Origin of the sequence: Algoriphagus aquaeductus, from assembly GCF_003253485.1 — a bacterium.
Classification (GTDB): Bacteria; Bacteroidota; Bacteroidia; order Cytophagales; family Cyclobacteriaceae; genus Algoriphagus; species Algoriphagus aquaeductus.
This window is the reverse complement of sequence record NZ_QKTX01000016.1, coordinates 23,426-49,262: the sequence shown is the minus strand read 5'-3', so window position 1 is coordinate 49,262 and position 25,837 is coordinate 23,426. Positions and strand designations below refer to the sequence as shown.

Here is a 25,837-nt window from a genome sequence, read left to right as displayed (position 1 = left end):
AAATCGATATAAAATTTTGAAAATTGACTTATTAAAAATTTTTGTATCGACTGAATTCAAACTGTAAGGATATTCGGTAAGGTTTGGTTTAAAAGCTTTTCCAAAGTTTAGACTTTTGGAAAAGCTACCTGAGTTTTGATACTTGTGTCTTATGTCTAGCATCTTGTTTCTCGCCTCTAGCCTCTCATTGATCCAATATCTCCGTTTGTTTCCTAATCGACTCCTGATGGATGATTCGAAATATCTCTTCGACCGCTTCTGGATTCAAACCTAGTTTTTTGCCCCATTCCGGTCGGGATTCAAACACTTCCTGCCAGCGTTCCCGCTGAAATGCAGCTACATTATTCAGCTTTTTGTATTCTCCGATTTTTTCTACCAAGTGCATTCTCCGGGCAAATGCTTCTAGCATTTCCCTGTCCGCCTCATCGATTTGTTGACGGATTTCCTCGAGTTGGTGGAGGGTTTCTGGAGCCTCGAAGTGGATTTTTCGGGTTTTGAGTTTTCCGATTAGTTCTCCGAGTACCTCAGGGGTAAGTTGCTGGGCTGCATCGGTCCAAGCGGCATCAGGCCGAACATGCGACTCGATCATCAAGCCGTCAAAGTTGAGGTCAAGTGCTTTTTGGGCAATAGATGGAACCAAATCCCTCCTTCCTGAAATATGGCTTGGATCGTTGATCATGGGGATTTCCGGGCGAATAGTCCTGAATTCGATCGGGATTTGCCACATGGGGGAATTGCGGTGGATTTTGTCCCGATAATTCGAAAATCCGCGATGAATGGCTCCCAATCTGTTCAAACCCACACTTTCCAGTCTTTCAAAAGCTCCCAACCAAAGGCCCAAATCGGGATTGACCGGGTTTTTTATTAACACAGGGATGTCTATTCCTCTCAGGCTTTCGGCGATCTCCTGAACGGTAAACGGATTTACGGTAGATCTTGCCCCGATCCAAAGTACATCGATACCAGCTTTAAGCGCTTCTTCTACATGACTGGCAGAAGCTACTTCAACGGCAAACCTGACAGGAAACTCCCTTTTGACCTCCTTTATCCATGGCAAGGCCAAAGTCCCCACTCCTTCAAATCCATTGGGCCGGGTTCTTGGCTTCCAGACACCCCCACGGATAAGTTGGATTCCTTTATTCACCAGTTGGGCTACGGTGGCGTGAAGTTGCTCGGGAGTTTCTACGCTGCAGGGGCCGGCAATGAGGAATGGGAGCCTTTCGGAATTTAATTCCGGGAAAGGGAAAAGGTTAGTCATACTTGGGTTCATAGCTGCAAAACTAGTGTACTCCGGCCAAAGTTTCTTTGGGATAAAAATTCTGGTTTTTTCCATTGATTCCCTCAGGCAAATCCCGAACAAAGCGGAAGTGCCTGAGGTTTTTTTGATATCTTTGCAGCCTTAAATGAGCGATATGCCCGTCAAACCCAAAATTTCTTTTGAGAATCTGGAAGTGGCCTTTGCTTCCAAAACTGATGCGGAACTCCGGAAAATGTACCTGATTTTCGCAACGCTTAACAACAATCTGATCTCTGATCTCGGTATTGGATTGGCCAATTTGGCCTTCAAACTCAAACTTCCGGTCAAAGGGATCATGAAAAAGACCATGTTTGGCCATTTTTGTGGTGGGGAAACCATCGCGGAAAGTATCGAAGCATGTCGAAAACTTGCCAAGTATGGGGTTCATTCCATTTTGGATCTTTCCGTGGAAGGGAAGGGGGATGAGGAGTCCTTTGACCGAACCTGTGAAGAGATTTATCAAACCATGGTCGAATCTGCCAAAACGGACTACATGCCATTTGGGGTGTTCAAAACCACCGGGTTGGGAGATTACCATATCATGGAAAAGATTCAGGCAGGAGAAAAGCTGAGTGCCGCAGAGGAGCTTGCTTTCTCCAAATTAAAAGGCCGTGTGGACCGACTCTGCAAAGCAGCCCATGACTTGGGTTTGAAAATTTTGGTGGATGCCGAAGAGTCCTGGTTCCAAAATGTGATCGATGACCTGGCCTATGAAGCCATGGAAAAATACAATCGTGAGCGCTGTGTGGTCTATAATACCTATCAGATGTATCGGCATGATTCTTTGGAAAGATTGAAAAAGGCCCATCAAGTGGCTTTGGAAAGTGGATATCTCTTTGGAGCCAAGCCTGTTCGTGGAGCCTACATGGAAAAAGAAAGGGAAAGAGCTCAGGAAATGGGTTATGTTGACCCGATTCAACCCAACAAGGCGGCCACAGACCGAGACTATGATGCGGCGATCAAATACAGTGTTGAAAGCGGAGTTTATCTCGTTTGCGCGACGCATAATGAGAAAAGCAGCCTTCAACTGACCGAACTGATGAATCTGCATGGTATAGAACCCAAATCAGATCGGGTTTATTTCTCTCAGCTCTACGGGATGAGTGATGTGATATCCTTCAATCTGGCCAAGGCCGGATACCATGTGGTGAAATATGTACCCTATGGACCGGTGGAAAAAGTAATGCCTTACCTCACCCGTCGTGCCGCCGAAAACACCTCAATTGCCGGACAAAGCAGCCGGGAGTTTGAACTGGTGAAAAGGGAGATGAAGAGGAGGAGAAGTGGGAAGTGAGCAGTTGACAGTAAGTAGTCTTCAGTTTTCAGTGAGTAGTAATCTGTAAGTAGTAAAAAGTGAATAGTAAACGATGAAGAGTCCTTTGATATGTTTGAAATCATCGGACATCGTTCATCAGACATCGGACAACAATAACAAATAAACATAAATGCAACTTCTTAGCGAACAGGAACTAGAACGCAGAAAAGACCGGGAAGAACTCTACGCCTTGGGCATCAATCCCTATCCGGCGGAGTCTTTTTCGATCAATGTCACTGCGGAGGATATTCATAAAAACTACGAAAACAGAAAAACCGATTATAAGGACATTTCCATTGCGGGTCGATTGATGAGCCGCCGGATCATGGGTTCGGCCTCTTTTGGAGAAATCCAGGATTCAACAGGACGTCTTCAGTTTTATGTTCGTCGGGATGATATCTGTCCTGAAGAAGATAAGACCCTGTATAATACCGTATTCAAAAAGCTCTTGGGAATCGGAGATTTTGTTGGGTTGAAAGGATACATTTTTACCACTCAAACCGGAGAGATTTCGCTTCACGTGACCGAGTTGAAGGTTCTTTCCAAGGCTGTAAAGCCACTACCCATCGTGAAAAGAGACGAAGAAGGGAATGTGTATGATGGCTTTACCGATCCTGAGCAGCGCTATCGGCAGCGCTATGTGGACTTGACGGTCAATCCGGAATTCAAGAAGACCTTCATCACCCGGTCTCGCATTATTTCCAACATGCGTCGGTATTTTGATGATCGGGGTTGGTTGGAAGTGGAGACGCCTATTCTTCAGGCAGTCCATGGAGGTGCGGCTGCGCGGCCTTTTATGACCCACCACAACACCCTGGATATGCCGCTTTACTTGCGGATCGCGAATGAATTATACCTCAAGCGATTGATCGTAGGTGGTTTTGACGGGGTATATGAGTTTGGGAAAATGTTCCGAAACGAGGGCATGGACCGAACTCACAATCCGGAATTTACCTCCATGGAAATCTATGTGGCCTACAAGGACTACATCTGGATGATGGAAATGGTGGAGCAATTGCTCGAAAAAGTGACCCTTTCCATTCATGAGGATACCAAAGTGACGGTAGGAGGAAAAGAGATCGACTTCGCAGGACCTTACAGAAGACTGACCATGTTTGATTCTATTAAGGAATATGCCGGGGTGGATGTCAGCGAAATGGACGAGGAAGGTTTGCGGAAAGTTTGTGCGGAACTCGGTATCGAAGTAGATCCTTCGATGGGCAAGGGCAAGCTGATCGATGAGATCTTCGGTGCCAAGGTAGAAGCCAATCTGGTGCAGCCAACCTATATCACCGATTATCCGATTGAGATGACGCCATTGGCCAAAAAGCATCGCAGCAAAGCCGGACTGGTGGAGCGATTTGAGCTTTTTGTCAATGGAAAAGAAATTGCAAACGCCTATTCCGAACTCAACGATCCGATTGATCAGCGTGAGCGGTTCGAGGAGCAGCTGAAACTTGCCGCACGCGGGGATGATGAGGCGATGGCGATGGATGAAGATTTCCTTCGGGCTTTGGAGTACGGTATGCCTCCGACAGCAGGTTTGGGAATCGGAATTGACCGATTGACTATGCTGTTGACGGATAATTCCACGATTCAGGAAGTATTGTTTTTCCCTCAGATGAGACCTGAGAAAAAGGCGGTCGAACTCACCGAGGAGGAAAAAGTCATTATGGATTTACTGGGCAAAAACCATCCGGCTTCCCTGCCTGACCTCAAAGCCCAATCCGGCCTAAGCGGCAAAAAGTGGGACGTGTCTATGAAAGGACTTTCTCAAAAAGGCTTGGTGAAAGTGACCAAGGAAGGGGAGAGCCTGACAGTGGATTTGGTAGGTTAAAACCGCATCAAATATCTTAAAGCAAAGAAAGCTGGACCAAAATCCAGCTTTTCTTTTTTTTGTATCTGGGGGTCTCCCGCAGACCTGCTTGCAGCAGGCAAGTTTTCGCAGAAAAATCCACAGATTTTGACAGATTTCAAAAAACTGCGGTGAGTGTCCCCACTCACCGCGGCTTTTTGATCTTACCTTAAAGGCTCGCCATTAATTGTTCTATTTTTTTCGGCTAAAAAGGCTTCGACTCCACTCAGCGACAGCTTACTGCGACTACTTACTTTTTCAGATTTCTGACTTCAACCTTCTGACTTTCAAACCCTGCCTGCTTCGACCACCTCGAAAAACTCGGTGACCAAAGCTCGGCACAAGTTCTACGACTGATTACTGTTCACTTTTTTTCTCGTTCAGCGTAGCCAAATACTTTCTGAAGCAAAGGACTTGTTCGGGCGTTTACATTTTGCCGGATTTTAAGCTCTTCCTTTGCGATTTCTACGAATAGACCTTGAATGGCTTTTTCAGTTACATAAGCAGTCAAGTCGGTATTTACAGGTTTGACCAAAGGAACCCTATTGTACTGGGTCATGGCATCCGTCCAAAATTTGGTGGCATTTACTTTATTCAAACTTCCATCGATAACTGGAGAGAATTTTTCAGAAAGAGAATTGGTGGTAGTCCGTTGAAAATATTGCGTTGCGGCATTGTTTTCCCCCAAAAGAATCTGCTGTACGTCCTGAAAACTCATCTGCTTGATCGCATCGGTGAAGATGGGTTTGGCTTCTTTGGCAGCATCCTCTGCAGCACGGTTGAGACTGGTGATCACTTGATCGCATAGATTGCCCAAGCCGATATTCCGAAGAGTCCGCTCTACTTGTCGGGCTTCTTCAGGGAATAGGATTTTGACGTCCAAGTTACCTAAGTAACCATTTTCCAGGGATAGCCGATCGGTGCTGATTCCGGTACCTTTCTCCAGAGCTTCTTTCAGGCCTGAGGTAATCTCAGCGGCACTTGGATTGCCTGCGACTTGTCCTGCCTTTTCCAGAAATTTTCCGATTTGCGCGGTGGATTGGCAGGAGGTAAGTGAGAAAACAAAAATCAAAAGAATAGAAAATGCTGAAAATTTGGACCAGATAGTCATGTGTGGTTAGGATGATTTAAGTTTTAAACTTGGATTTGCTTGGTTGAGTTTCTGGTCACGCCAAAACCAAGCCATTTCTTTTTTTATTCACTGGTTCTTTGATAATAAAGTCTGAAAACAAAAAGGTGTAAAAAATGCGAATTGGTCAAAATTTTTTCGGTATTGTTTATAAATTGGAAATTATTGACTTGAGTTTTTGAAAATATAGAAATATGAACCTGAGGATCAATTCAGAATTTGGGACACTCAAAGCCGTGCTGATGCACCGACCGGGCAAAGAAATCGATCGGCTTACTCCCTACAACAAAGAATACTTACTGTTTGAGGACGTGCCTTATCTTGAGGCTCTCCAAAAAGAACACGATACTTTTTCCAATTTGATCAAAGAAACCACCGGTGCCATGGTGTATCAACTTCGGGAACTGCTTATTCGGGTTCTGTACGATCAGACAATTCTGCTCAAATTGATGCAGGATTCACTCAAAAGATCCGGGCTGGGTTATTTGGCTGAGGAAATTTTGGGTAGATATTCTACGGCTGAATGTGCCACGATCTTGACTGCCGGATTGAAAATCCATGAACTCAAGCGAAAAATTCCTTCACTTAATGCTGGAGAACTGATGGATTCGGCTTTTGCTATCGCACCGTGTCCCAATCTTTATTTTCAGCGGGATCCGATGGCCTTAACTCCGGGAGGGATCATTTTTTCTTCCATGAAAATGGAGGGCCGTCAAAGGGAGGCGGATCTGCTACGAACCGTTTTTGAAAATCATCCCGAGTTTAAAGAGCATGTGCATACGCTCTATCCGATCAATGGGCATGATACGCCTCCAAGCATTGAAGGAGGAGATGTAATCATCCTTTCCCATGAGGCAGTAGCGATCGGCAATTCGGAGCGAACTGATGAAAAAGCCATCTACCATGCCGCAAAAGCGCTTCTGGGGGAAGGGACGGTCAAACGAGTGTATGAAGTCCACCTGCCCAAAAAGAGGCAGTACATGCACTTGGATACGGTTTTCACCGTGTTGGATGAAAATTTGGTACTTGCCTATCCGGATGCGATGAATGCGGTATTGCAAACCTCACTTTACACGCTCAAGGAGGTCAATGGAGATCGGGTGAACATCAAGCGAGAAGTATTGAAGGAGTCGCTTTTGACCGTATTAGGGAGAGAAATTCCGCATTTGGAGGTGTTGTCTACCGGTGATGGCAATTCGGATTATTCTCAGCGAGAGCAATGGTTTGACGGTGCCAATGTATTTGCGGTGGGACCCAGAAGGGTGATTTCATATAACCGAAATATTCACACTAACCGCGCCTTGAGAAACTTGGGGGTAGAAGTGTTGGAGATTCCCAGCTCTGAGCTTTCCAGAGGATTGGGAGGACCAAGGTGTATGACCATGCCTTTGAGCCGGTCCAGGGTTTAGCGATCGAAGAAGGACCTTCTTCTGGAAACCTTGAGGTCCTGAAGAATGCTGGACTTGACCCGGATGTCAATATTGTAGGAAGTAAATCGACCGAAGGGTACCCAATTGACATTCATTTGCCAGCAATGAAGATCTCTGGCAATTCCGATCATGGTTTGGGTGATCTCATTTTGGTCAAAATTGTAGCCTGTGTTGAAATTGATTTTCCATTTTTCGGAAATGGACACATCACCACTGAGGTTCATTGCTTGGGTGACATTCGTTGTATTGTTGATTTGCCTGGCGTAGGATAGGTTGTAGCCTATGGTTAGATTCCAAGGGATATTCCAATCGATATATTGGCTGGGGTCAGCTACGATACGGTTGATTTCATTTTCTACAAACTCATTCATCATTCCTCCCCGGCGAAGGAAGTCCTGTGTTAATTCATCACGGACCTGACCGGGATTTTGACCACTTTGTGGATTGAGGGAAGCATTGAGATTAAGCGTGGCGTTTCGAATTACCCCAATCCCCTGACCTCTACTCCAAGCAAATTCGTTGATTCTTCGAAAGTTTGCTCTTCCATCATTTTGCTCTTGGGAAAGTACGGCATAAGGGTCGATCGAGCTACTTAAGTTGACGGATAGCTTCCTGTCAAAAAGACTCGTCCGGGCGGAAACCTGGAAAGGGGAAAGCTTGAATGAATCCGCGGCAAAATTGTATGCCGTATTGATATTGAAGGATTCAAGCAGCGGGATTTTTTTCGTTTCTCCCTCAGTACTGTCGGTTTGAGTTTTGATTTTGGCCTCCACCACATTCCGTATACCCAAACTCAAAGCCCTTGACTCGCCACGGGGAGCCTCTCCATAAATCAACCCCTGATGTCGGGAATACCGCTGGATACGACCTGATTCATCACTTTGTACTTCCTGATAATACCCGTAGGCTGGATCAGAAAAGTCAGGATTGAAGTTGAATGAAAAGGTCGGTGCGATGTGATGTCGGATCGTTTGAAGTTTTCCATTCCCTTTGAAATTGTAGAACCCATAGAAGTTGGTGTTCATGGCAAAGGAAGTATTATAGAATCCTACCCTATTAAATCCCTCCTGTGTGATTCGGTCCACCCGTTGAGTGGCGGGATTATAGTAGTAATTATACCGCTGCATATACCACAGTTCGGTATAGTTGACTGAGGCTGTGCCCGTGAAGTAATTGAACAGGGTAAAATTGGAACTAAGAGGAATGGTGTTTCGGGCACCGTTATTTCCGTTTCTGAGCAACAGACCAAAATTATCCAGATTGAAAGGAATGGTTTCCGGTCTGGAGCCTGCTTCGGGATTGTTTACGCCGAATTGTTGCTGAATGCGGTTTGATATAGAATTTTGAAGATTGAAATTCCAAGCCACATTTAGGGTTTTTAGTGGCTCAAATTTGACATTTCGAAATGGATTCTGACGGTTCATATTCACCCCAATCGTGGGCAAATCGAGTCTTACTTCGCCGGTTTGAACACTTTGGGAGTGACGAAGATTGGCAGAAAGAGAAAAAGGTGTCCCTGTGAAGGATTTGGAATAAGAAATATTCGAACTCAGATCCGCGGTGACGTTGTTGGTGAAATTAGTGGGGTTTACGATATTGTTGAAATAACTGGTCGAACCTGCGTTGACAGAAGCAGAAAATCTCCCTGTGCCTCTACTTTGGGGAGTGTGATTCCATTGTACCCGAAAAGTGTTGTAATCCACCGGATTGAGTTCTGTCTCAGGACTTACAAACTTTTGAAAATCCAAATTAAATCCACCGTTAAATCGGTATCGCTTGGTATATACGGATTGAGATTTGACGCCCCAGCCACCCTTGGAGTAGATATCGGCGGTCAACCTTAAGTGAATGTAATCATTGAAGGCAAAATAGTACCCGATGTCTCTCAGGCTCAATCCTCGAACTTGTTCCTTGCCATAGGAGGGGAAAATGATGCCTGAAGCTTTTTCTTCAGGTGTATCAGGAATAAGCCCAAATGGTAATCCCAAGGGTGTGGGGATTCCATTGAAATAGAGGTTGAATGGTCCTGAAACTACCTGTTTTCCAGAGATGGATTTGATTTTTGACGAGGAAATGTGCCAATGGGGATGGGTGAGCTTACAGGTCGTGTAATACCCGTGGTCCATATAGATACTTCCATCTGAGGATTTTTTGATGGTTGTACCTCGAAGGATACCGTCCTGCTGCTCCGTGACCACATCTTTGATGATAGCTTTTTGGGTTTTGAAATTATACCGCATCTCTTTGCGGATTTCATAGACCGAATTGCCATCCTTGAAAAACGGATTCCCGGATATCGTTCCTACACTATCGGTTACGCCCGAGGCATAAAGCTCTGAGTTTTTCCAATCGATGACAATCCGATCCGCATCAAGGCGCATTTGGCCATATTCAAACCATGCTTTTTTGTAGAGGTAGACCTTGTTTTCTACAAAATCAGTAATGATACTATCTTCTGCGAAATAGAGAATATCCGTTTGGATATCGCTTCTAGGCACAATATTTGCCGAGTCGAGTCTGACCAAAGTGTCCTGCTTGGTGAGTAGGGTGTCAGAAATTCTTGAATTGGGAGAGGGCGATGAAAGCGTGTCAGGGGCTATAAGTCTCCGTTCTCGCTGAGGCTGAGTTGGTCGTTGCGCGTCCGCCTTTTGGGGTAAGATCCAAAGTCCCAAGATGATTAAAAAAAGGATTCTAAAACCCGACACTGCTGCTTGCGCTTTGTTTAATTTGATTGATATTTCGCGTAAAGTTAATTCGATTGCCCTCATGGAACGGTTCAATAACAAAAAAATTCTCTTAAGTTTTCTTATTGCTATTCCTTTTTTCTTTGGTGGTTTTATTCCGAATGAAACGATGATGCCCAAATTTCGGATGAAAAAAATTGTCCTGGATGCCGGGCATGGGGGAAGTGACCCCGGAAATATCGGATCCCGAGCCCGGGAAAAGGATATCAATCTGGCAGTTACCTTACTTGTCGGAAAATATATCAAGGAAAATATGCCCGATGTGGAGGTGATCTATACCCGAAAGGACGACAGCTTTCCTACCCTCAAACAAAGGCCAAACATTGCGAATATCAATAAAGCAGACCTATTCGTTTCAATTCATTCCAATTCTGCCCCAAACAAGTCGGCCTTTGGAACCGAAACTTTTGTCATGGGAACCAAGCATTTTGAGGCCAACTTTGACATTGTGAAAAAGGAAAACTCGGTGATCCTTCTGGAGGAAAACTATCAGGAAGAGTACGAAGGATTTGACCCGACCTCTCCTGAATCCTATATGATGTTTAACCTGATGCAAAAAGCCTACATCGGCAACAGTATTACTTTGGCGGATCATATCGAAACCCAGTTTAGGGATAAGGTAGGCCGGAAAAGCCGGGGAGTAAAGCAGGGGCCTTTTTATGTGCTCTGGACCCCCTCTATGCCCAGTGTATTGGTGGAGTTGGGATTTCTGTCCAATGCTGAAGAAGAGCGCTTTCTGATGAGTAAAGAAGGACAGGAATACATGGCTTCTGCGATTTATCGCTCCATTCGGGATTATAAAAATGAAATTGAAATGAATTGATTTCTTTCTTTTTGAAACTAAAGGATTTAAGCCCTTTTCCGTTTGGGAAAGGGCTTTTCTGTATCTTAGCCAGCAAACTTCAACCCCTGGTTTGGAGTTTTAAAGCTGTAAACCCAAATTAACTTTATCAATTTCAAATGGAACAAACAACCCTCACTTTTGAAAACTATCTGGAGGAGCTCCGGAGCAAAATGACTCAAGTGAAGTTAGGAGGAGGCCCTAAGCGAATTGCTGCCGAACACGAAAAAGGGAAGTTGACTGCAAGGGAACGGATAGATTACCTCATCGACGAAGATTCGGAATTTTTGGAAATCGGAATTTTTGCGGCTGATGGCATGTATCAGGAAGAAGGAGGCTGCCCTTCAGCCGGGGTAGTGACTGGAATTGGCATGGTCAGTGGCAGAATGTGCGTGATCGTAGCCAATGACGCCACCGTGAAGGCCGGTGCGTGGTTTCCGATGACGGCCAAAAAGAACCTTCGGGCCCAGGAGATTGCGATGGAAAACAGATTACCCATCATTTATCTGGTAGATAGTGCCGGGGTTTTTCTGCCGATGCAAAATGAAATTTTCCCTGACAAAGAGCATTTTGGCCGACAATTCCGTAATAATGCAAAAATGTCCGCTATGGGAATCGTACAGGTAGCCGCCATTATGGGAAGTTGTGTGGCCGGAGGTGCCTATCTTCCGATCATGTCCGATGAGGCCTTGATTGTGGATAAGACGGGTTCAATATTCTTGGCCGGATCTTATTTGGTCAGAGCGGCCATCGGAGAAAATGTAGACAATGAGACCCTCGGTGGCGCGACCACGCATTGCGAGATTTCAGGTGTCACAGACAATAAATATGCAAATGATCAGGAATGCCTGGACGCGATTCGCAGAATATTTGAAACTCTTGGAGACCAACCCAAAGCTGGTTTTGACCGGATTGGAACCAAGCAGCCTTCCCTTTCTCAGGAAAAGCTTTTGGAGATTTTTCCGATAGACAGGGCCAAACCTTACGATATGCACCAGGTACTCGAAGGGCTGATCGATGAAGGTTCACTGGAGGAGTACAAAAAAGACTATGGCAAAACACTGATTTGCGGCACTGCGAGGATTGACGGATGGGCCGTTGGGATTGTCGCCAATCAACGAAAAATCGTGAAAACTGCCAAAGGCGAAATGCAAATGGGCGGTGTGATCTATTCCGACTCTGCTGATAAAGCCGCTCGGTTTATCATGAACTGTAATCAGCGCAAGATCCCTCTGGTTTTCCTTCAGGATGTCAGTGGATTTATGGTGGGCTCCAAAGCTGAACATGGGGGAATAATCAAAGACGGAGCCAAAATGGTCAATGCGATGGCCAATTCAGTTGTTCCCAAATTCACCCTTGTAGTGGGGAATTCTTACGGGGCAGGTAATTATGCCATGTGCGGAAAGGCATATGATCCCCGGCTGATCTTTTCTTGGCCGACTGCTCAAATGGCCGTCATGTCCGGAGCATCAGCAGCCAAAACCCTGCTGCAAATCAAAGTGGCATCCTTGAAGAAAAGTGGAAAAGAGATTTCTCCCGAAGAGGAAAAACAGTTGTTGGATGAGATCGTCGCAAAATATAATGAGGAGTTGAGTCCTTATTATGCGGCGGCAAGACTTTGGGTGGACGGAGTTATTGACCCGAGGGAAACCCGAAAAGTCATCAGCGCAGGGATTGCAGCGGCAAATCATGCCCCTATTACTGAAAGATTCAACGTAGGCGTCATACAGACCTGATCTTTTGATTAACTTACTATTCAGACTTACCCAATATGGATGAATTGAGTCCCTCCCAATTGAATGCATTGGTTTCTCTGCTGGATGACCCGGATTGGGAGGTGAAATCACACGTGCGGGACCGAATCATGGCGATTGGTGCCGAAATCATTCCTTTTCTGGAGCAAAAATGGGAAAACAGTTTCAATCCGGAACTTCAAAAGGAAATCGAAGAGTTGGTCCATGAGCTTCAGTTTGGATTGTTGAAAAAAAGACTGGCCGAATGGAAAAATTCAGAGGATCGTGACTTGCTCACGGGCCTTTGGATTGTCAATACGTATCAGTATCCTGATCTGGATTTTGCCAAGCTGAATGCAGAAATGCATCAGATTTATTTTGAAGTCTGGACTGCATTTAACAATGACCTCCAACCCTATGATCAGGTTCGGACCATCAATAATGTTCTGTTTAACACGCTTCGGTTTTCGGCCAATACCAAAAATTTCCATTCTCCCGGCAATAGCATGCTGTCCAATGTGCTCGATACCAAAAAGGGCAACCCCATCAGCCTGTGCGCCATTTACATGCTGGTAGCTAAAAAACTTGGGCTCCCCATTTACGGGGTCAATTTGCCCAACCTATTTGTGCTAACCTATAAAAGTGCTGACCAGACATTTTATATTAATGCCTTCAACAAAGGATTGATTTTTAGCAGGCAGGATATTGTCAACTATCTTGAGCATTTGAAATTGGAGCCCAAAGAGGAGTTTTTTGAACCTTGCTCCCACATGGATATAATCCTGAGGTCATTGAGAAACTTGGGTAATGCCTTTGAAAAACTGGGCGAGACTGGCAAGGTTGAAGAGGTCCGCGAAATGATCGCTATCCTGGAGAATCAATAGGTTCGAATATTACAGCCTACTGCTCTTACTTGGCTTGCCATCGGCATTTCACCTTTCAGGATTTGGTTTAAGGCACGCTCAAGATGTCTTTCAGTTACGGCAGTTTCAGCTTGGGGATTGTTGTCGATGGCGCCACGGTATCTGATCTCCAAACCATTGGCACTTGGTGTCAGGACAATGACTTCCGGAATTTTACTAGCTTGAAAGGTTTTGGTCCAACCTTGTCCGGCATCAATCAAATAGGACATATTGAGTCCGCTCTGATCAATGTATTCCCGGAGAGGGATCTGGTCCGCTTCACTATTGGTTACTTCAGGATTGATAAGCGCAAAGGCAATCCCCTGATTCTGAAAATTGGACCTCAGGTATTTGATCCGATCCTCATACATTTTCGCAAATGGGCAATTTAGGCTGTGAAAAATCAAAACAATCCCTTTTCCACTGACCATTTTTCCAAGCTCCAATACCTTGCCGGTCTCTGCATCGGTGGAGGATAATTGACTGTAATTTTGGCTTTTGGCTATAAAATTAAGGCTCAAAAGCAAGGCAAATAGGAGGGTCAGACGTTTCATAAAATTCGGGAGTTTACCAAATGGTATAGGTTAAAATCACATTTTCTAATCTCCGCACTTCTACGGCATAATGATGGTCCGCAAAGTCCGTACCTCTAATTTTGCCCTTTATCACCTGGTCGGTTGGAGCGAATGGTTCCAATAAGATATTTTCCCTAAAGGAAACCCCTCGTTTACCCTGGCATTTAAAGATAGATTCTTTCGCTGACCAGGCCATGGTGTAGTGGGCTGGGTCTTTTTCCAGAAAATTAAGTTCTTGGGGATCTAGAAATCGGAACCCGATGCCGAGGATTTTTTCACGGATTAGATCCATGTCAATCCCCACCGGCTGTTCTCGATGAAAGATAGCTCCTGCAAATCCAAGTGTATGGGTTAAGGAGACAAACCCCTGACCATTCATGGATTGGGATTTGCCATGTTCATCCTTGAAAAATCCCGGATATGGGATTTGAAGTTGTTGAAGGGCATCAAAGATTGCCAATCTGGCCGTGGCCCATTCCCTCTTTTTATCCGGGTGGGAGATGTTTGCGAAGGAAAGTTTTTCACGAAAGCTTAGAAATTCCAAATCCTTGTACTCTTGCTCTTCGATTATCTTCACGGCCAAAGCTGAGGAAGAGTCAATTTTTTCTATTTTTGTTTGCATAGGGCTCAATGGCGCCGATGAGTGATCTTTCAATATATGTCAAAAATTCAAGTAAATAAATTACATACACTCACAGGTCACAACGATTGCATTTATGCGCTGGCAGAGGGGAGTGATCCCCGATTTTTTTATACAGGTGCAGGCGATGGAATGGTTGTGGAATGGGACCTTGACCGCCCCAAGGACGGAAAGCTGATCGCCAAACTTCCTCATTCAGTATATGCCCTCGAAGTGGATCGCGAAAAAAATCACTTAATCATCGGCCATAATTTTGAAGGAATTCACGTCATTGATCTGAATGAAAACAAAGAAATCTGGAGCCTTAAACTGACCGATCAGGCGATTTTTGATCTCAAGATCTTTGGAAACGAACTCTTTGTGGGGACCGGTGACGGAGTCTTGGTCGTGGTCGATATGACGGAGCGTGCGATCAAAAAGCACATCAAGTTGAGTTCAAAGAGTATCCGGGTGCTATCCATTGCGCGGACCAAGCGTCAGATGGCAGTAGGATTGAGCGATCACACCATCAAGGTGCTGGATCTTGCCAATGGTCTTCATCCCATCGCCAATCTTTCAGGGCATACCAATTCCATTTTTGCTTTGGGCTTCTCTCCTGATGAGACACTTTTGGTCTCCGGGGCCAGAGATGCTCAATTGAAATTTTGGAATTCTGTCAATTATACTCTTGATCAAAACATCGTGGCACACATGTATGCCATTAATTATTTATCTTACCGGGAGGACGGAAAATACTTGGCTACCTGCTCCATGGATAAGTCGATCAAGGTTTGGGATGTGGAGAATCACAAGCTCCTGAAAGTCATCGATAAGGCCAGAAATGCAGGGCATGGTACTTCTATCAATAAAGTCCTATGGAGTACTTATTCGGGTAATATCGTGTCGGTATCCGATGATCGAACGATAGCTATCTGGCAAATCGAAGTTGATAACCTATAATAGCCCGTAGGGTAACCTAGTCCTTTGAGAAAGGGACAGACCATGCGGAATTTCTTCCGAAGCCTTATTAGCCTTTGGATGACAGCTTTTAAAAAAATGTGAAGCACATGAAGATTTCCCCAACCGCTATTCGCCAAAAGGCATTTGAAACCTCCTTCAGAGGATTTGAGAAAAAACAGGTCACCGATTTCCTCGAGGAAATGAGTGTGGCTATGGAGCAGATCAATCAAGAGAATCTTGAGTTGAGAAGTCGGCTCCAACAAGTAGAGGGGGAGGCGAAGAGATTGAAGGATGTGGAAGACTCGCTTTTCCGTACACTGAAAACAGCAGAGGATACAGGTGCGGCCATCATCACCGAAGCCTCTGAGGCAGCGGATCAGATCATCAGTGAAGCCAATCAACTAGCGGAAAGCACCACTAAACAGGCTCAGCAATATGCGGAACAGTTAAAAAAACAAGCAGATGAAAACGCCAGAATCATCACTTCCGCTGCTGAAGCAAAAGCGAAAGAAACGATCAAAGAAATCCGCGAAAGTATGCAGAGCTTGGTCCGAAGTTATGACGGGTTGTTGGAGCAAAGGGAGGCCTTGGTGAAAAGCCTGAAGCGGCTTTCTCAGGATGCCCTGAATCAAATAGAGCTTTCTGATGCACATTTTTTCAGAATAGATGCAAAGGCATATCAAAGAGCAGTGGAAGAATTGAGCCGCTCCAGCCACTTCACCGTCGCTAATGTGGCTACACTTGCCACGACGATCCCGAGCGTAGTGCCCCACACAGAGGACGAACCCGAAAATCAGTTTGAGGAGGATATGGCTTCAGCCCATTTGGACGACGAAACTCAGGAGACTATTGAGGCATTTGAGCATGACCTGGAAGATATGGGCGAGTTGCCTGCCGAGGAGGAAACGATTGTGGAAGAAGAACCCATGCCAAAAGTAGAGGAAGAGCCGGCCATGGAAGAGGAGGAGGAAATCGTGGAAGAATTGCCGGAATCTCCCAAAGCTGAAGTAGAGTCGGTTCGAAAAGAACCTGCATCTGAGGATTCCAAGAAATCTTCAGGGTCGTTTTTTGATCAATTTGACTGATGGGTAAAGTAGCATTGGAGGGGATCGAGTTTCACGCCTATCATGGAGCCTACCCTGAGGAATCCATCTTGGGCAATCGGTTTACCTTGGATTTAGAGTTGGAGACCGATTTCAAGGAAGCCATGCTTCACGATAGCTTGAAAGATACCGTGGATTATGCCAAACTTTATCAGTTGATCAAGGCCCGAATGGATGTCAAGGTCAAGCTGTTGGAGCACCTTGGGCATCGGATCGTATCGGATATTTTAAAGGCTTACCCTAGAGTGAAAAGCGTAAAGCTTACCTTGAAAAAACATCATCCCGCACTCGGAGGAATCGTACAGTACTCGGCGGTGACGGTTTGCTACCCTGAAGATTTTGCCTGAGTTTCATGTATTCCCGAGCCGAACTTTCCAAAATCCGGACTGACTTCTGGATTGCTTTTGGGCTGTACATGAAGCCCGTGCCCAATGCTCAAGGACGAAAGATCAACTGGCCCAATTACAAGACAGGAATCAAGGATATTTACTTTCGAATGCGTGCCGAGCGAGGGTTTGCTTCTATTGGTATAGAGCTTGGACATTCCGACCCTGAGCTTCAGGAGTTGTTTTTTGATCAGTTTAAGGAGTTGAAAAATTTACTTAAAGGCAGTCTTGGAGAGGAGTGGGACTGGCAACTTCATGCTCAAAACGAGCTTGGTCAGACCGTCACCAAAATCGAAAAAATCTTGCCCAGTGTCAATGTACTCGAGAAAGAAGACTGGCCGAAGATCATTTCCTTTCTCAAACCCAGAATCATTGCCTTGGATGAGTTTTGGGACAATGTAAAACCGGGGTTCGAGGATTATTAAAGTGATTTTTTGGTGTAGGTAAAGGTCTCGATTTTAGGCTCTCCTCCTTCGGAAATGTTCACCTGAAAAATCAGCTGATCTCCCTTTCGTTCGATGGTCATGCCATTGAGGAAAGCCTTGTTTTTTCCCAATTCAATCAGTTCAAAAGTCGTCCATTCTTCTTTTTCTTCCCAACCCAAGAAGTCTGCCCCAAAATGCTTCAGTTTCATAGTGACACTTTCTCCGTCTTGGACCAGATTCATAAACTCTGAGAAGACCAACGCTCCATTTTCCCAAAACCGAAATGTGCCGATCATATGACCGTCCACTTCCGGCATCCATACTTCTTCACAGTCTCCGCCCAGTCCGGTTCCGGTCCAATATCCTACCAGCCAATCAAATTCGGCTACCGTTCCTTTTCCGGGGTTTTGCCCGGGAGCAAGCTGTCGTACTTGGGCGAAGGACCAATGACTTATTGTCAGAAAAAGGAAAATGGGGAGAAGCGCCTTCATGTTCTTTTGGTTTAAGACTCAGAAGGTACAAAAAATCACTGATCATGTCGCTTGGGAATATCGGGATTTATAAACGTGAATCCCCTTGCCTCGTCTCCTTCGAAGAAATCAATCTGCATGCCCATCAAAAACATGTAGTGTTTTTTTTCGATCAAAACGGGAATGCCATTGATCTCAAACTGCTGATCCTCAGGCTTGGCCTTGTCAAAACCCAAGGCATAAGACATGCCGCCACAACCACCGCCCTTCACGCCCACACGGAGGAAATAGCCCGCAGGGATGTTTTTGTTGGCCATGATGTCCTTGATCTCGGTCTCAGCTTTTGGGGTGATTTGAATGGGAATCAGCATGCGGTGAAAATCAAAAATGGGTAGCTTTGGTTCAAATTTTGGGTCAAAAATAGGACTTCGGCCGGTTTTTTGACACCAAAGATTTACTGATATTCGAATAGAAAAAACGACTCATGGAATACCTTCTTGACCTTCTCAAAATTATTCTTCCTGCCGGCGCGGTACTTTATGGGATGTACCTTGTAGTCATGTCCTTTCTGTCCAAGGATCGGGAGAAAATGCTGGTCGAACTCAAAACGCAAAATTCTCAAGTGATCCTGCCCATCAGGCTTCAGGCTGCCGAGCGGCTTTGCCTTTTGCTGGAGCGAATCACGCCCAACAACTTGGTGAGAAGATCCAATCCTTCTCAATTCACTGCCTCTGAACTTCATCCCATGTTACTTTCTGAAGTCCGGGAGGAGTTCAATCACAACCTCAGTCAGCAGGTGTATTTCTCCGAGGAAACCTGGGAAGCGGTGCGTCGAGCCGTGGAGGAAGTCACGACAATCATCAATCTCAGCAGACAATCTTTGGATGGAGATGCATCTGGTATGGAATTGGCAAAAGCGATCTTCGCACTTTCTTTGGAGCGTAAAAATGACGCGATCAATTTCGCTTTGAAGCAGGTAAAATCTGAAATCCAACTTTATTTCTAATACGCATGAACTCCTACTCAGAACCTAAGCCGGGAATATTGGAAAAAGCAAAAGCACTCTTTGGGAGACAGGTAGAAGTCATCGTCCGACAAGAGCAAAAGTTGGTGGAGTTGGTCCAAAGTGTGGTTGCCAAGCTTTCCAAAGTTGCAAATAACCCCAAGGTCCAGAAGTTCATTCAGCCCATTCAGATTTTTATCCGGATGATCAAAGCCCACTTTAGAGGAGAGCATAAGATCGCATTTAGCACCTTGGGATTGATCGTCTTAGCTTTGGTGTATTTTCTTTCGCCGATCGATTTGATTCCGGATTTTTTGGGAGTGATCGGATTTGCAGATGATCTCTCGGTGGTCTTGGCGGTCTATGCCAAAGTCAAAGATGAGGTCGAGCAATTTTTGGAATGGGAGCGAACCCAAGTTTAGCTTTCTCTGTTTGGCAGTAAGATCAAACCAACAATTATTTTATGGAGCCACATTTGGGATCGATCACCCGTGATCTGATCAATCATGCCATGACGTACCAAGCTTACCGGGAATTGATCGATAAGCTTTTGGCAGAAAATAAAACTACAGGCCAAAATCACTCCGAAGCTTACCTCGACTATACCCGCATGAATGTGCAGCGGATGAATCGATGGGATAAGACTGCTAAAGTGTCTGAAACGATGCGGGAAGTGGTGGAAGCGATCACCGAAGATCAAATCTGGTTGGTGATTACCGAGGCTTGGTGCGGAGATGCTGCTCAAAATATTCCCTATATCATCAAACTTGCCGAGCTCAATCCACACATCCAAGTGCGTTTGATTCTTCGCGACGAGCATCCTGAAGTGATGGATGAATACCTGACTCAAGGGACACGTTCCATCCCAAAAGTAATCGGAATGACTGCAGATCTCACCTGTGAGCTTTTCACCTGGGGGCCAAGACCCCCTTCTGCCCATGAGCAAGTGATGGAATATAAAAGAGATTCCAAAGGATTGAGCTATAAAGAGTTTTCGGGAACTTTGCATCTTTGGTATGCCCGAAACAAAAACCAAGAGTTGGAGTCGGAGCTGTTACCCTTAATCCAATCGACTGTAATTCAATGAAGATTGCTATACTTTCAGGTACCTCAGGGCTGGTGGGGATGCAATTGCTCCATCAGCTGATGAAAAGTGCACAGTATGATTTTATCCTCAGTGTGGGGCGTAGGAAACTCGCTTTGAAACACAACAAACTAATCCAAATTGACGGGGACCTTTTTAAACTTTCTTCTTGGGATTGGGAAGGGAAAGTCCGCTCTGAGTCACTTGGGGGTGAGAACCATGATCTACTGGATGCGATCAAGGAAAAAAAAGCTGAAATCCATGCCTTTTCCAGTATTGGGACCACGATCAAAGTGGCGGGTTCGAAGGAGAAATTCTATGCGATCGATCATGATTTGGTGATTGGGTTTGCCGCCTGGGTGAAAAAACTGGGGGCTTCCAAATTCCTGTATGTCTCTGCCATGGGCGCAGATGCGACATCGGCTATCTTTTACAATAAGGTGAAGGGGGAAACAGAAGAAGATCTGAAAGCTTTTCAATTCAGTTATTTGGGATTGTTTCGTCCATCCCTTCTGTTGGGGAACCGACATGAATTTCGATTTGGAGAGCAAGTGGCTTCCATCGTTATGAAGCCCTTAGTTTGGCTCAAATTGGCCAAAAACATCCGTCCGATCTACGATCATCAGGTGGCCAAAGCCATGGTAAAAACTGCCCTTTCTTCTCATTCCTCGTCGGTTGAAATCCTCTCCTCCGGCCAAATGCAAGACCTTTCGAAATGATAGCCGTCATCCAGCGCGTCAGTGAATCCTCGGTGAAAATCGATGGAAAAATAAAAGCCCAAATAGGTCTTGGTCTGATGATTCTCCTGGGAATCGAAGACGCGGACGGCCCTGAGGATATTGATTGGCTATCCAAAAAGATCGTTAACCTCCGCATTTTCCCCGATGAGAATGAAGTGATGAACCGAAGCCTTTTGGATGTCAATGGAGAGATTTTGCTCATCTCTCAATTTACTCTTCACGCCAGTACCAAAAAAGGCAATCGCCCGTCCTACATCAAGGCAGCTAAACCGGATGTAGCCATTCCACTTTATGAAAAAATGATTGTCGCTCTCGAAACCGAACTCGGTAAATCCATCGGAACGGGAGAATTTGGTGCCGATATGAAAGTCAGTCTGATTAATGATGGACCGGTGACGATCGTGATGGATACGAAGAATAAGGTCTAAAACTTCGGATTGGGGATTTCGGATGTCGGATTTTGGGATTTACCGAAATCCGACATCCCAAATCCGAAATCATATGTCCAAAATGGGGAGTCAATCCGGCTCTTTGACCATAAAATCTTCCAAAGCTTTCTCCACAAACTGGTTTAGGGAGTAGCCTTTGATCAGGGCCTTTCTGGCAATTTTTTGATGCAATTCAGGCTTAATTCGAACGTTGAATGTGCCTTTGTAGGACTTTTCGGGTTTCTTCCCGATTTCGGCACAGAGTTCCAGATAATCTTCCACCGCATCCCGAAATGCATTTTTCATTTCTTCCACCGTGGTTCCTTCAAACGTAACCAAATCATCAATCCCTTCAATTTTCCCATGGAAAACTTCGTCTTCGGAGGAGAATGAAATGGAGCCAATGAAATTCTTATAAGTGATGGTATTTTTCATAAGTATCCTTGATTGGTGAGGATTTCAATTACCTCTAGTATGACATACTTTTTTAGAATTGGAACTGGGTGTGGTTTGTGGAGTCGGATAATGGATTTGGTTAGTGGATGGATATAGGCTTTTCGTGATCCGGCGGTTTTTCCAGTTTTTTTTTCTTCATACCCAAGCCCAAAAAGAAGGGGCTCCAGTTCTTGAAATGTGAAGTCGTTTGGCTTCTGAAGTATTCTTGCCTTTAACTTATCCAGCTTTGTCATTAACCTTAGCAACTTATTTTCAGTTGCAAAATGTAACAAAAAAAACCGAATATTTCTATCCGGCTTTTGTCTTGTTTCTCGCTTCTAAAATCTTGTCTCTTCAGAAATGTTTCCAGCCCTGGGCCTTCAGCTGCACGGCAGTTCCACTTCTGGTCACCAGGTATTTTCCTTCCTCAGGCTTTGTGATGTGTCCGATAAAATGGATATCCGGATGCTTTTCCAACTTCGCAAAGTCCTTTTGATCAATGGTGAAAAGCAATTCATAATCTTCTCCTCCATTGAGGACACAGGTAATCGGGTCCATATTCAGTTCTACCGCAGTGTCAAAAGTCTGCTTATCGATCGGAAGTTTGTCTTCATAGATCGTTGCGCCCACTCCTGATGCTTTGCAGATATGGAAAATCTCCGAGGCTAATCCGTCTGAAATATCCATCATGGAAGTTGGCACCACTCCGAGTTCTCGGAGTTCATGGATGATGTCCATTCGCGCATCGGGTCGAAGTTGACGACTGGTCACCACGGTATATTTGTCCAGTTCGGGTTTCATGTCAGGGTTGGAAAGGTAGACTTGCTTTTCCCGCTCCAAGATCTGCAAACCCACTAATGCTGACCCTAAATCTCCGGTCACGCAAAGGATGTCATTCACCTTGGCTCCGGAACGATAGCTGAGTTGTTCCTTTTTGGCTTCGCCGATGGCGGTGATTGAGATCACTAACCCGCTTCGGGACGCCGTGGTATCTCCACCGACCAAGTCCACTCCGTAGTGCTCACAGGCTGCGTTGATTCCTTCGTACAGCGCATCTACTGCTTCTACCGAGAATCGGTTGGAGAGTGCGATACTTACCGTGATTTGTTTGGGAATGGCATTCATGGCCGCGATGTCAGAGACGTTGACAGCCACCGCTTTGAAACCTACATGAGGGAGTGGGGCATAGGCCAGATCAAAATGCACGCCTTCTAAAAGCAAGTCTGTGGAAACGACTTTTACATGGTCACCTGCATCGATCACCGCAGCATCGTCTCCAATGCCTTTCAGCGTGGAGGCGTTTTTGAGTTGTACTCTGTTATTAATATGGTCAATTAGGCCAAACTCACCCAATTCACTGATTTCTGTTCTCTTAGTTGACATTTGGATTTACAATTTTCGAATTAATACGTTTTTTATTTCCCGCAGACCTGCTTGCAGCAGGCAAGTTTTCACAGAAAAAGACACAGACCTGCCTACTGTAGGTAGGTTTTCGCAGATTTTTTCTAAGTACTATTGCTACTTTTCAAACTTCTGAATTCAACTTTCTGACTTTTTGCCGACTGACCACTGATCACTTCTTCTCCTGACACAATTCCACCAATACGCCATTTGTACTGCGGGGGTGCAAAAATACCACTAATTTATTGTCGGCACCTGCTTTTGGGGTTTCATTCAGGATTTCAAATCCCTCGGCTTTGAGTCGGGCCACCTCTGACTGGATATCTTCCACATCAAAAGCAATGTGATGGATTCCCTCAGACTTTTTCTCCAGATACTTGGCAATCGGGCTGTCAGGACGAGTAGCTTGAAGCAATTCTACCTTCGTTTCTCCGACCTGAAAAAAACTGGTTTCCACTCTTTCGCCTTCGACGATCTCTGTTTTAAAGTGCTCTTTTCCAAGGAGTTTTCGGAAGAGTTCGTTTGATTTTTCGAGATCTTTGACAGCAATTCCGATATGTTCGATTTTCCTCATGCGGTTATTTTGTATCTTTGGGTTGAATCTTTTTTCAAGGGGGTATGTTTTCTCCACATTCGAAAGCAATATCAATAAGTAAAGTTATAAAAGATATGATCACCGTTTCTGACAAAGCCAAAGAGAGAATTCTCGAACTGAAGAAAGAGGAGGGCCGGGCTGAAAATGAAAACATCCGGGTTTCTGTGAAAGGCGGGGGCTGTTCCGGCTTGATGTACGATTTGGGATTTGATGCCACATTGGCGGATACAGACCATGTCTTTGAAGACAAAGGAGTCAAAATCCTGGTGGACCGGAAAAGCCTGCTGTACCTCGCCGGCACTACTTTGGAGTTTTCCGATGGTTTGAATGGCAAAGGATTCCAGTTTGTCAACCCAAATGCCAGCCGAACCTGCGGATGTGGGGAAAGCTTCTCGGTTTAATACCTTTCCGTTTTACAAACTCTACATGAAAGCAGCCCAAAATGGCTGCTTTTTTCATATAAAACTTTAGGATAAAATCAGTTTTCACAGCGCCTAAATCGCCCCCAATCCTTACCTTTGCCCACGTTAAAAAAACGACCCAAATATGGAAAACACTGTCAAAAACATTCCTTTAAATGACCTTCATGTTGCCCTGGGAGGCAAAATGGTTCCTTTCGCAGGTTTCAACATGCCCGTTCGTTACAGTTCGGACAATGAAGAGCATCTCTGCGTGCGAAATGGAGTAGGAGTGTTTGACGTGTCCCATATGGGTGAATTTTTTGTAGAAGGTCCACATGCCTTGGAACTGATCCAAAAAGTGACCTCCAATGACGCGTCCAAATTAGTGGTAGGTCAGGCTCAATATTCCTGCTTTCCCAATGAGACCGGGGGCATCGTGGATGATTTGATTGTTTATAAGTTTTCTGACGAAAAGTACATGCTTGTCGTCAATGCTTCCAACATCGACAAAGATTGGGCATGGGTGAATAAATTCAATACCATGGGAGCAAAGTTGACCAACGCTTCCGATGAGTATTGTTTGTTTGCCGTGCAAGGTCCAAAAGCAATTGAAGCAGTGCAGTCCCTTACCTCAGTAAACCTTTCAGACGTTAAATTCTATCATTTCACCGTTGGTGATTTTGCAGGCGTACAGGAAGTGATCATTTCCGGTACGGGCTACACCGGTGCGGGTGGATTTGAGATTTATGTGAAAAATGCAGATGCGGAGCACGTCTGGAAGGCCATTTTTGAAGCCGGAAAAGACTTTGATATCAAGCCTATTGGATTGGGCGCTAGGGATACTTTGAGATTGGAAATGGGCTATTGCTTGTATGGCAATGACATCACAGACACCACTTCTCCGATCGAAGCGGGTTTGGGTTGGATTACCAAATTCACCAAGGACTTTACCAATTCCGAAGCGATCAAAAAGCACAAAGAAGAAGGTGTTTCCCGAAAATTGGTTGGGTTCATCATGCAGGAGCGAGGCATTCCAAGAGGTCACTATCCTATCGTGGACGCATCCGGCGAGGTCATCGGTGAGGTGACTTCCGGTACGCAATCTCCAAGCATGGGCGTGGGAATCGGTTTGGGTTATGTGAAAACTGAGTTCAGCAAGGCCGGAACGGAGATTTTCATCCAAATCCGTAATAAAAACCTGAAAGCTCAAGTCGAAAAACTTCCGCTTTTGAAAGCCTAATGAATTCCATCGAAGTCTGCTTTAGTCCCGAACTGATTCATCTCCATGAAGTAGAAGGCAAAATTGTGGTTGTGGTCGATATTTTTCGGGCCACATCCACGATGGTTGCCGCCTTGGCTAGCGGAGTCACAGAGATCCTTCCCTTTGCGGATTTGGAGGCTTGTCGCGCCATGCAGGCAGAAGGCTTTTTGATCGGTGGGGAAAGAAACGGTTTGACCGCGCCGGGATTTGAAATGGGAAATTCTCCCGTTGCTTACCTTTCTGGAGGATACGAAGGCAGACGTTTGGCGATGACCACGACAAATGGCACCCAAGCCATCGAAAAATCCAAAGGAGCAGCGGAGATTCTGATCGGCGCATTTCCCAATCTTCAGGCAACGGTCTCTTACATCCAAGGTCAACATTTGGACGTTTTGGTTCACTGTGCGGGCTGGAAAGGGAGATTTAACCTCGAGGACTCATTGTATGCAGGTGCTTTGGTAAAATCCCTTGAGTCCACCCACAAAGCTGATGAAGACGGAGCTTTGGCTATGAAGTCACTTTTTGAGCGGGAAGGTCACCAATTGAAAAATTACCTTTCCAAGGCCTCTCATGCCAAGCGACTTCAAAATCACGGCATTGAATCGGATATTGATTTCTGCCTGACCTTGGATTTGTACCAAGACGTAGTGAAAGTAGATGACCGAGGCTTCTTGGTTCGGATTTGATTTCAAAAGTAATTTTTCA

At 45.2% G+C, this 25,837-nt stretch carries 28 protein-coding genes; 18 read left to right on the top strand and 10 right to left on the bottom strand.

Going from position 1 to position 25,837, the window contains the following annotated elements:
* Positions 1 to 184: 184 nt before the first annotated feature.
* Positions 185 to 1,258, bottom strand: a complete 1,074-nt coding sequence (locus tag CLV31_RS17965) for a bifunctional 3-deoxy-7-phosphoheptulonate synthase/chorismate mutase type II (protein WP_111394516.1) — start codon at positions 1,256 to 1,258, stop codon at positions 185 to 187.
* A gap of 154 nt (positions 1,259 to 1,412) precedes the next feature.
* Here CLV31_RS17965 and CLV31_RS17960 point away from each other — a divergent pair, with 154 nt between their 5' ends.
* Entirely contained in the window at positions 1,413 to 2,591 is a 1,179-nt protein-coding gene (locus CLV31_RS17960; protein WP_111394457.1) for a proline dehydrogenase family protein, read from the top strand.
* 151 nt (positions 2,592 to 2,742) lie between these two features.
* Entirely contained in the window at positions 2,743 to 4,449 is a 1,707-nt protein-coding gene (gene lysS, locus CLV31_RS17955) for a lysine--tRNA ligase (RefSeq protein WP_111394456.1), read from the top strand.
* Positions 4,450 to 4,831: 382 nt separating this feature from the next.
* Here the strand turns inward: lysS and CLV31_RS17950 are convergent, their stop codons facing one another.
* Positions 4,832 to 5,578: a DUF4197 domain-containing protein gene (locus CLV31_RS17950; RefSeq protein ID WP_111394455.1), complete on the bottom strand. Its 747-nt coding sequence runs from the start codon at positions 5,576 to 5,578 to the stop codon at positions 4,832 to 4,834.
* Between the two features lie 212 nt (positions 5,579 to 5,790).
* On the opposite strand from CLV31_RS17950, the gene CLV31_RS17945 reads away from it, so the two are divergent.
* Positions 5,791 to 7,005: an arginine deiminase gene (locus CLV31_RS17945; RefSeq protein ID WP_111394454.1), complete on the top strand. Its 1,215-nt coding sequence runs from the start codon at positions 5,791 to 5,793 to the stop codon at positions 7,003 to 7,005.
* Here CLV31_RS17945 and CLV31_RS17940 read toward each other — a convergent pair.
* Positions 7,002 to 9,794, bottom strand: coding sequence for a putative LPS assembly protein LptD (locus tag CLV31_RS17940; protein WP_220084350.1), 2,793 nt, complete (start codon positions 9,792 to 9,794; stop codon positions 7,002 to 7,004). The two genes, CLV31_RS17945 and CLV31_RS17940, sit on opposite strands and share 4 nt — an antisense overlap.
* Between CLV31_RS17940 and CLV31_RS17935 the strand changes: the two genes are divergently transcribed.
* The 3 genes from CLV31_RS17935 (at position 9,793) to CLV31_RS17925 (ending at position 13,228) form a co-directional block, all read left to right on the top strand.
* Complete coding sequence (locus CLV31_RS17935) at positions 9,793 to 10,593, top strand: N-acetylmuramoyl-L-alanine amidase family protein (RefSeq protein WP_111394453.1); 801 nt, start codon at positions 9,793 to 9,795, stop codon at positions 10,591 to 10,593. The two genes, CLV31_RS17940 and CLV31_RS17935, sit on opposite strands and share 2 nt — an antisense overlap.
* A gap of 137 nt (positions 10,594 to 10,730) precedes the next feature.
* Positions 10,731 to 12,347: an acyl-CoA carboxylase subunit beta gene (locus tag CLV31_RS17930; RefSeq protein WP_111394452.1), complete on the top strand. Its 1,617-nt coding sequence runs from the start codon at positions 10,731 to 10,733 to the stop codon at positions 12,345 to 12,347.
* 35 nt (positions 12,348 to 12,382) lie between these two features.
* Positions 12,383 to 13,228 carry a transglutaminase-like domain-containing protein gene (locus CLV31_RS17925; RefSeq protein WP_111394451.1) on the top strand — a complete coding sequence of 282 codons (846 nt, stop codon included), beginning with the start codon at positions 12,383 to 12,385 and terminating at the stop codon, positions 13,226 to 13,228.
* On the opposite strand, the gene CLV31_RS17920 is transcribed toward CLV31_RS17925, so the two are convergent.
* Entirely contained in the window at positions 13,222 to 13,800 is a 579-nt protein-coding gene (locus tag CLV31_RS17920) for a thioredoxin domain-containing protein (protein WP_111394450.1), read from the bottom strand. The genes CLV31_RS17925 and CLV31_RS17920 overlap by 7 nt on opposite strands.
* A gap of 13 nt (positions 13,801 to 13,813) precedes the next feature.
* A complete protein-coding gene (locus tag CLV31_RS17915; protein ID WP_111394449.1) occupies positions 13,814 to 14,443 on the bottom strand; it encodes a 4'-phosphopantetheinyl transferase family protein in 630 nt (209 codons plus the stop codon).
* Between the two features lie 36 nt (positions 14,444 to 14,479).
* On the opposite strand from CLV31_RS17915, the gene CLV31_RS17910 reads away from it, so the two are divergent.
* From CLV31_RS17910 to CLV31_RS17895, 4 genes are all read left to right on the top strand, one after another.
* Complete coding sequence (locus CLV31_RS17910) at positions 14,480 to 15,400, top strand: WD40 repeat domain-containing protein (protein WP_111394448.1); 921 nt, start codon at positions 14,480 to 14,482, stop codon at positions 15,398 to 15,400.
* A gap of 107 nt (positions 15,401 to 15,507) precedes the next feature.
* Positions 15,508 to 16,485: a DivIVA domain-containing protein gene (locus tag CLV31_RS17905; protein WP_111394447.1), complete on the top strand. Its 978-nt coding sequence runs from the start codon at positions 15,508 to 15,510 to the stop codon at positions 16,483 to 16,485.
* The gene (folB, locus tag CLV31_RS17900) at positions 16,485 to 16,850 is read left to right on the top strand and encodes a dihydroneopterin aldolase (RefSeq protein WP_111394446.1); all 366 of its coding nucleotides are present in this window, start codon (positions 16,485 to 16,487) and stop codon (positions 16,848 to 16,850) included. Before CLV31_RS17905 ends, folB begins: the two co-directional genes overlap by 1 nt.
* Before the next feature lie 5 nt (positions 16,851 to 16,855).
* Positions 16,856 to 17,314: a DUF4268 domain-containing protein gene (locus tag CLV31_RS17895; RefSeq protein WP_111394445.1), complete on the top strand. Its 459-nt coding sequence runs from the start codon at positions 16,856 to 16,858 to the stop codon at positions 17,312 to 17,314.
* Here the strand turns inward: CLV31_RS17895 and CLV31_RS17890 are convergent.
* A complete protein-coding gene (locus tag CLV31_RS17890) occupies positions 17,311 to 17,805 on the bottom strand; it encodes a DUF6265 family protein (protein WP_111394444.1) in 495 nt (164 codons plus the stop codon). The genes CLV31_RS17895 and CLV31_RS17890 overlap by 4 nt on opposite strands.
* 35 nt (positions 17,806 to 17,840) lie before the next feature.
* Entirely contained in the window at positions 17,841 to 18,155 is a 315-nt protein-coding gene (locus CLV31_RS17885) for a HesB/IscA family protein (RefSeq protein ID WP_111394443.1), read from the bottom strand.
* 113 nt (positions 18,156 to 18,268) lie between these two features.
* Here CLV31_RS17885 and CLV31_RS17880 point away from each other — a divergent pair, with 113 nt between their 5' ends.
* From CLV31_RS17880 to dtd, 5 genes are read left to right on the top strand one after another with little or no spacing between them, the layout of a single operon-like run.
* Positions 18,269 to 18,790, top strand: coding sequence for a DUF7935 family protein (locus CLV31_RS17880; RefSeq protein ID WP_111394442.1), 522 nt, complete (start codon positions 18,269 to 18,271; stop codon positions 18,788 to 18,790).
* A 5-nt stretch (positions 18,791 to 18,795) separates the two neighbouring features.
* Complete coding sequence (locus CLV31_RS17875) at positions 18,796 to 19,209, top strand: YkvA family protein (RefSeq protein ID WP_111394441.1); 414 nt, start codon at positions 18,796 to 18,798, stop codon at positions 19,207 to 19,209.
* 41 nt (positions 19,210 to 19,250) lie between these two features.
* Complete coding sequence (locus tag CLV31_RS17870) at positions 19,251 to 19,874, top strand: thioredoxin family protein (RefSeq protein ID WP_111394440.1); 624 nt, start codon at positions 19,251 to 19,253, stop codon at positions 19,872 to 19,874.
* Positions 19,871 to 20,590: a Rossmann-fold NAD(P)-binding domain-containing protein gene (locus CLV31_RS17865; RefSeq protein WP_111394439.1), complete on the top strand. Its 720-nt coding sequence runs from the start codon at positions 19,871 to 19,873 to the stop codon at positions 20,588 to 20,590. Before CLV31_RS17870 ends, CLV31_RS17865 begins: the two co-directional genes overlap by 4 nt.
* A complete protein-coding gene (gene dtd / locus CLV31_RS17860; protein ID WP_111394438.1) occupies positions 20,587 to 21,039 on the top strand; it encodes a D-aminoacyl-tRNA deacylase in 453 nt (150 codons plus the stop codon). The genes CLV31_RS17865 and dtd overlap by 4 nt, the downstream gene beginning before the upstream one ends.
* Before the next feature lie 90 nt (positions 21,040 to 21,129).
* Here dtd and CLV31_RS17855 read toward each other — a convergent pair whose 3' ends face one another.
* The 3 genes from CLV31_RS17855 to mce all read right to left on the bottom strand — a co-directional run bounded on the left by CLV31_RS17855 (position 21,130) and on the right by mce (position 23,449).
* Positions 21,130 to 21,474, bottom strand: coding sequence for a type II toxin-antitoxin system HicB family antitoxin (locus CLV31_RS17855; RefSeq protein ID WP_111394437.1), 345 nt, complete (start codon positions 21,472 to 21,474; stop codon positions 21,130 to 21,132).
* Between the two features lie 354 nt (positions 21,475 to 21,828).
* The gene (gene thiL, locus CLV31_RS17845; protein WP_111394435.1) at positions 21,829 to 22,857 is read right to left on the bottom strand and encodes a thiamine-phosphate kinase; all 1,029 of its coding nucleotides are present in this window, start codon (positions 22,855 to 22,857) and stop codon (positions 21,829 to 21,831) included.
* Between the two features lie 190 nt (positions 22,858 to 23,047).
* The gene (gene mce / locus CLV31_RS17840; protein WP_111394514.1) at positions 23,048 to 23,449 is read right to left on the bottom strand and encodes a methylmalonyl-CoA epimerase; all 402 of its coding nucleotides are present in this window, start codon (positions 23,447 to 23,449) and stop codon (positions 23,048 to 23,050) included.
* Between the two features lie 95 nt (positions 23,450 to 23,544).
* On the opposite strand from mce, the gene CLV31_RS17835 reads away from it, so the two are divergent.
* From CLV31_RS17835 to CLV31_RS17825, 3 genes are all read left to right on the top strand, one after another.
* Positions 23,545 to 23,871, top strand: a complete 327-nt coding sequence (locus tag CLV31_RS17835; RefSeq protein ID WP_111394434.1) for a HesB/IscA family protein — start codon at positions 23,545 to 23,547, stop codon at positions 23,869 to 23,871.
* A gap of 145 nt (positions 23,872 to 24,016) precedes the next feature.
* Positions 24,017 to 25,111 (top strand): glycine cleavage system aminomethyltransferase GcvT, encoded by a 1,095-nt coding sequence (gcvT, locus tag CLV31_RS17830; RefSeq protein WP_111394433.1) that lies wholly within the window; start codon positions 24,017 to 24,019, stop codon positions 25,109 to 25,111.
* On the top strand, positions 25,111 to 25,818 hold the full coding sequence (locus CLV31_RS17825; protein WP_111394432.1) for a 2-phosphosulfolactate phosphatase: 708 nt from the start codon (positions 25,111 to 25,113) through the stop codon (positions 25,816 to 25,818). Before gcvT ends, CLV31_RS17825 begins: the two co-directional genes overlap by 1 nt.
* Positions 25,819 to 25,837 lie beyond the last annotated feature (19 nt).

What these genes read in the sequence shown, in the direction of transcription:
- CLV31_RS17925 (WP_111394451.1), top strand. Translation starts at nt 12,383, where the DNA reads ATGGATGAATTGAGTCCCTCCCAATTGAATGCATTGGTTTCTCTGCTG.
- CLV31_RS17930 (WP_111394452.1), top strand. Translation starts at nt 10,731, where the DNA reads ATGGAACAAACAACCCTCACTTTTGAAAACTATCTGGAGGAGCTCCGG.
- CLV31_RS17835 (WP_111394434.1), top strand. Translation starts at nt 23,545, where the DNA reads ATGATCACCGTTTCTGACAAAGCCAAAGAGAGAATTCTCGAACTGAAG.
- CLV31_RS17915 (WP_111394449.1), bottom strand. Translation starts at nt 14,443, where the DNA reads ATGCAAACAAAAATAGAAAAAATTGACTCTTCCTCAGCTTTGGCCGTG.
- CLV31_RS17875 (WP_111394441.1), top strand. Translation starts at nt 18,796, where the DNA reads ATGAACTCCTACTCAGAACCTAAGCCGGGAATATTGGAAAAAGCAAAA.
- CLV31_RS17865 (WP_111394439.1), top strand. Translation starts at nt 19,871, where the DNA reads ATGAAGATTGCTATACTTTCAGGTACCTCAGGGCTGGTGGGGATGCAA.
- CLV31_RS17940 (WP_220084350.1), bottom strand. Translation starts at nt 9,794, where the DNA reads ATGAGGGCAATCGAATTAACTTTACGCGAAATATCAATCAAATTAAAC.
- mce (WP_111394514.1), bottom strand. Translation starts at nt 23,449, where the DNA reads ATGAGGAAAATCGAACATATCGGAATTGCTGTCAAAGATCTCGAAAAA.
- gcvT (WP_111394433.1), top strand. Translation starts at nt 24,017, where the DNA reads ATGGAAAACACTGTCAAAAACATTCCTTTAAATGACCTTCATGTTGCC.
- folB (WP_111394446.1), top strand. Translation starts at nt 16,485, where the DNA reads ATGGGTAAAGTAGCATTGGAGGGGATCGAGTTTCACGCCTATCATGGA.
- CLV31_RS17870 (WP_111394440.1), top strand. Translation starts at nt 19,251, where the DNA reads ATGGAGCCACATTTGGGATCGATCACCCGTGATCTGATCAATCATGCC.
- lysS (WP_111394456.1), top strand. Translation starts at nt 2,743, where the DNA reads ATGCAACTTCTTAGCGAACAGGAACTAGAACGCAGAAAAGACCGGGAA.
- CLV31_RS17945 (WP_111394454.1), top strand. Translation starts at nt 5,791, where the DNA reads ATGAACCTGAGGATCAATTCAGAATTTGGGACACTCAAAGCCGTGCTG.
- CLV31_RS17960 (WP_111394457.1), top strand. Translation starts at nt 1,413, where the DNA reads ATGCCCGTCAAACCCAAAATTTCTTTTGAGAATCTGGAAGTGGCCTTT.
- CLV31_RS17825 (WP_111394432.1), top strand. Translation starts at nt 25,111, where the DNA reads ATGAATTCCATCGAAGTCTGCTTTAGTCCCGAACTGATTCATCTCCAT.
- CLV31_RS17910 (WP_111394448.1), top strand. Translation starts at nt 14,480, where the DNA reads ATGTCAAAAATTCAAGTAAATAAATTACATACACTCACAGGTCACAAC.
- CLV31_RS17885 (WP_111394443.1), bottom strand. Translation starts at nt 18,155, where the DNA reads ATGCTGATTCCCATTCAAATCACCCCAAAAGCTGAGACCGAGATCAAG.
- CLV31_RS17890 (WP_111394444.1), bottom strand. Translation starts at nt 17,805, where the DNA reads ATGAAGGCGCTTCTCCCCATTTTCCTTTTTCTGACAATAAGTCATTGG.
- dtd (WP_111394438.1), top strand. Translation starts at nt 20,587, where the DNA reads ATGATAGCCGTCATCCAGCGCGTCAGTGAATCCTCGGTGAAAATCGAT.
- CLV31_RS17880 (WP_111394442.1), top strand. Translation starts at nt 18,269, where the DNA reads ATGGAATACCTTCTTGACCTTCTCAAAATTATTCTTCCTGCCGGCGCG.
- thiL (WP_111394435.1), bottom strand. Translation starts at nt 22,857, where the DNA reads ATGTCAACTAAGAGAACAGAAATCAGTGAATTGGGTGAGTTTGGCCTA.
- CLV31_RS17905 (WP_111394447.1), top strand. Translation starts at nt 15,508, where the DNA reads ATGAAGATTTCCCCAACCGCTATTCGCCAAAAGGCATTTGAAACCTCC.
- CLV31_RS17895 (WP_111394445.1), top strand. Translation starts at nt 16,856, where the DNA reads ATGTATTCCCGAGCCGAACTTTCCAAAATCCGGACTGACTTCTGGATT.
- CLV31_RS17855 (WP_111394437.1), bottom strand. Translation starts at nt 21,474, where the DNA reads ATGAAAAATACCATCACTTATAAGAATTTCATTGGCTCCATTTCATTC.
- CLV31_RS17920 (WP_111394450.1), bottom strand. Translation starts at nt 13,800, where the DNA reads ATGAAACGTCTGACCCTCCTATTTGCCTTGCTTTTGAGCCTTAATTTT.
- CLV31_RS17935 (WP_111394453.1), top strand. Translation starts at nt 9,793, where the DNA reads ATGGAACGGTTCAATAACAAAAAAATTCTCTTAAGTTTTCTTATTGCT.
- CLV31_RS17965 (WP_111394516.1), bottom strand. Translation starts at nt 1,258, where the DNA reads ATGACTAACCTTTTCCCTTTCCCGGAATTAAATTCCGAAAGGCTCCCA.
- CLV31_RS17950 (WP_111394455.1), bottom strand. Translation starts at nt 5,578, where the DNA reads ATGACTATCTGGTCCAAATTTTCAGCATTTTCTATTCTTTTGATTTTT.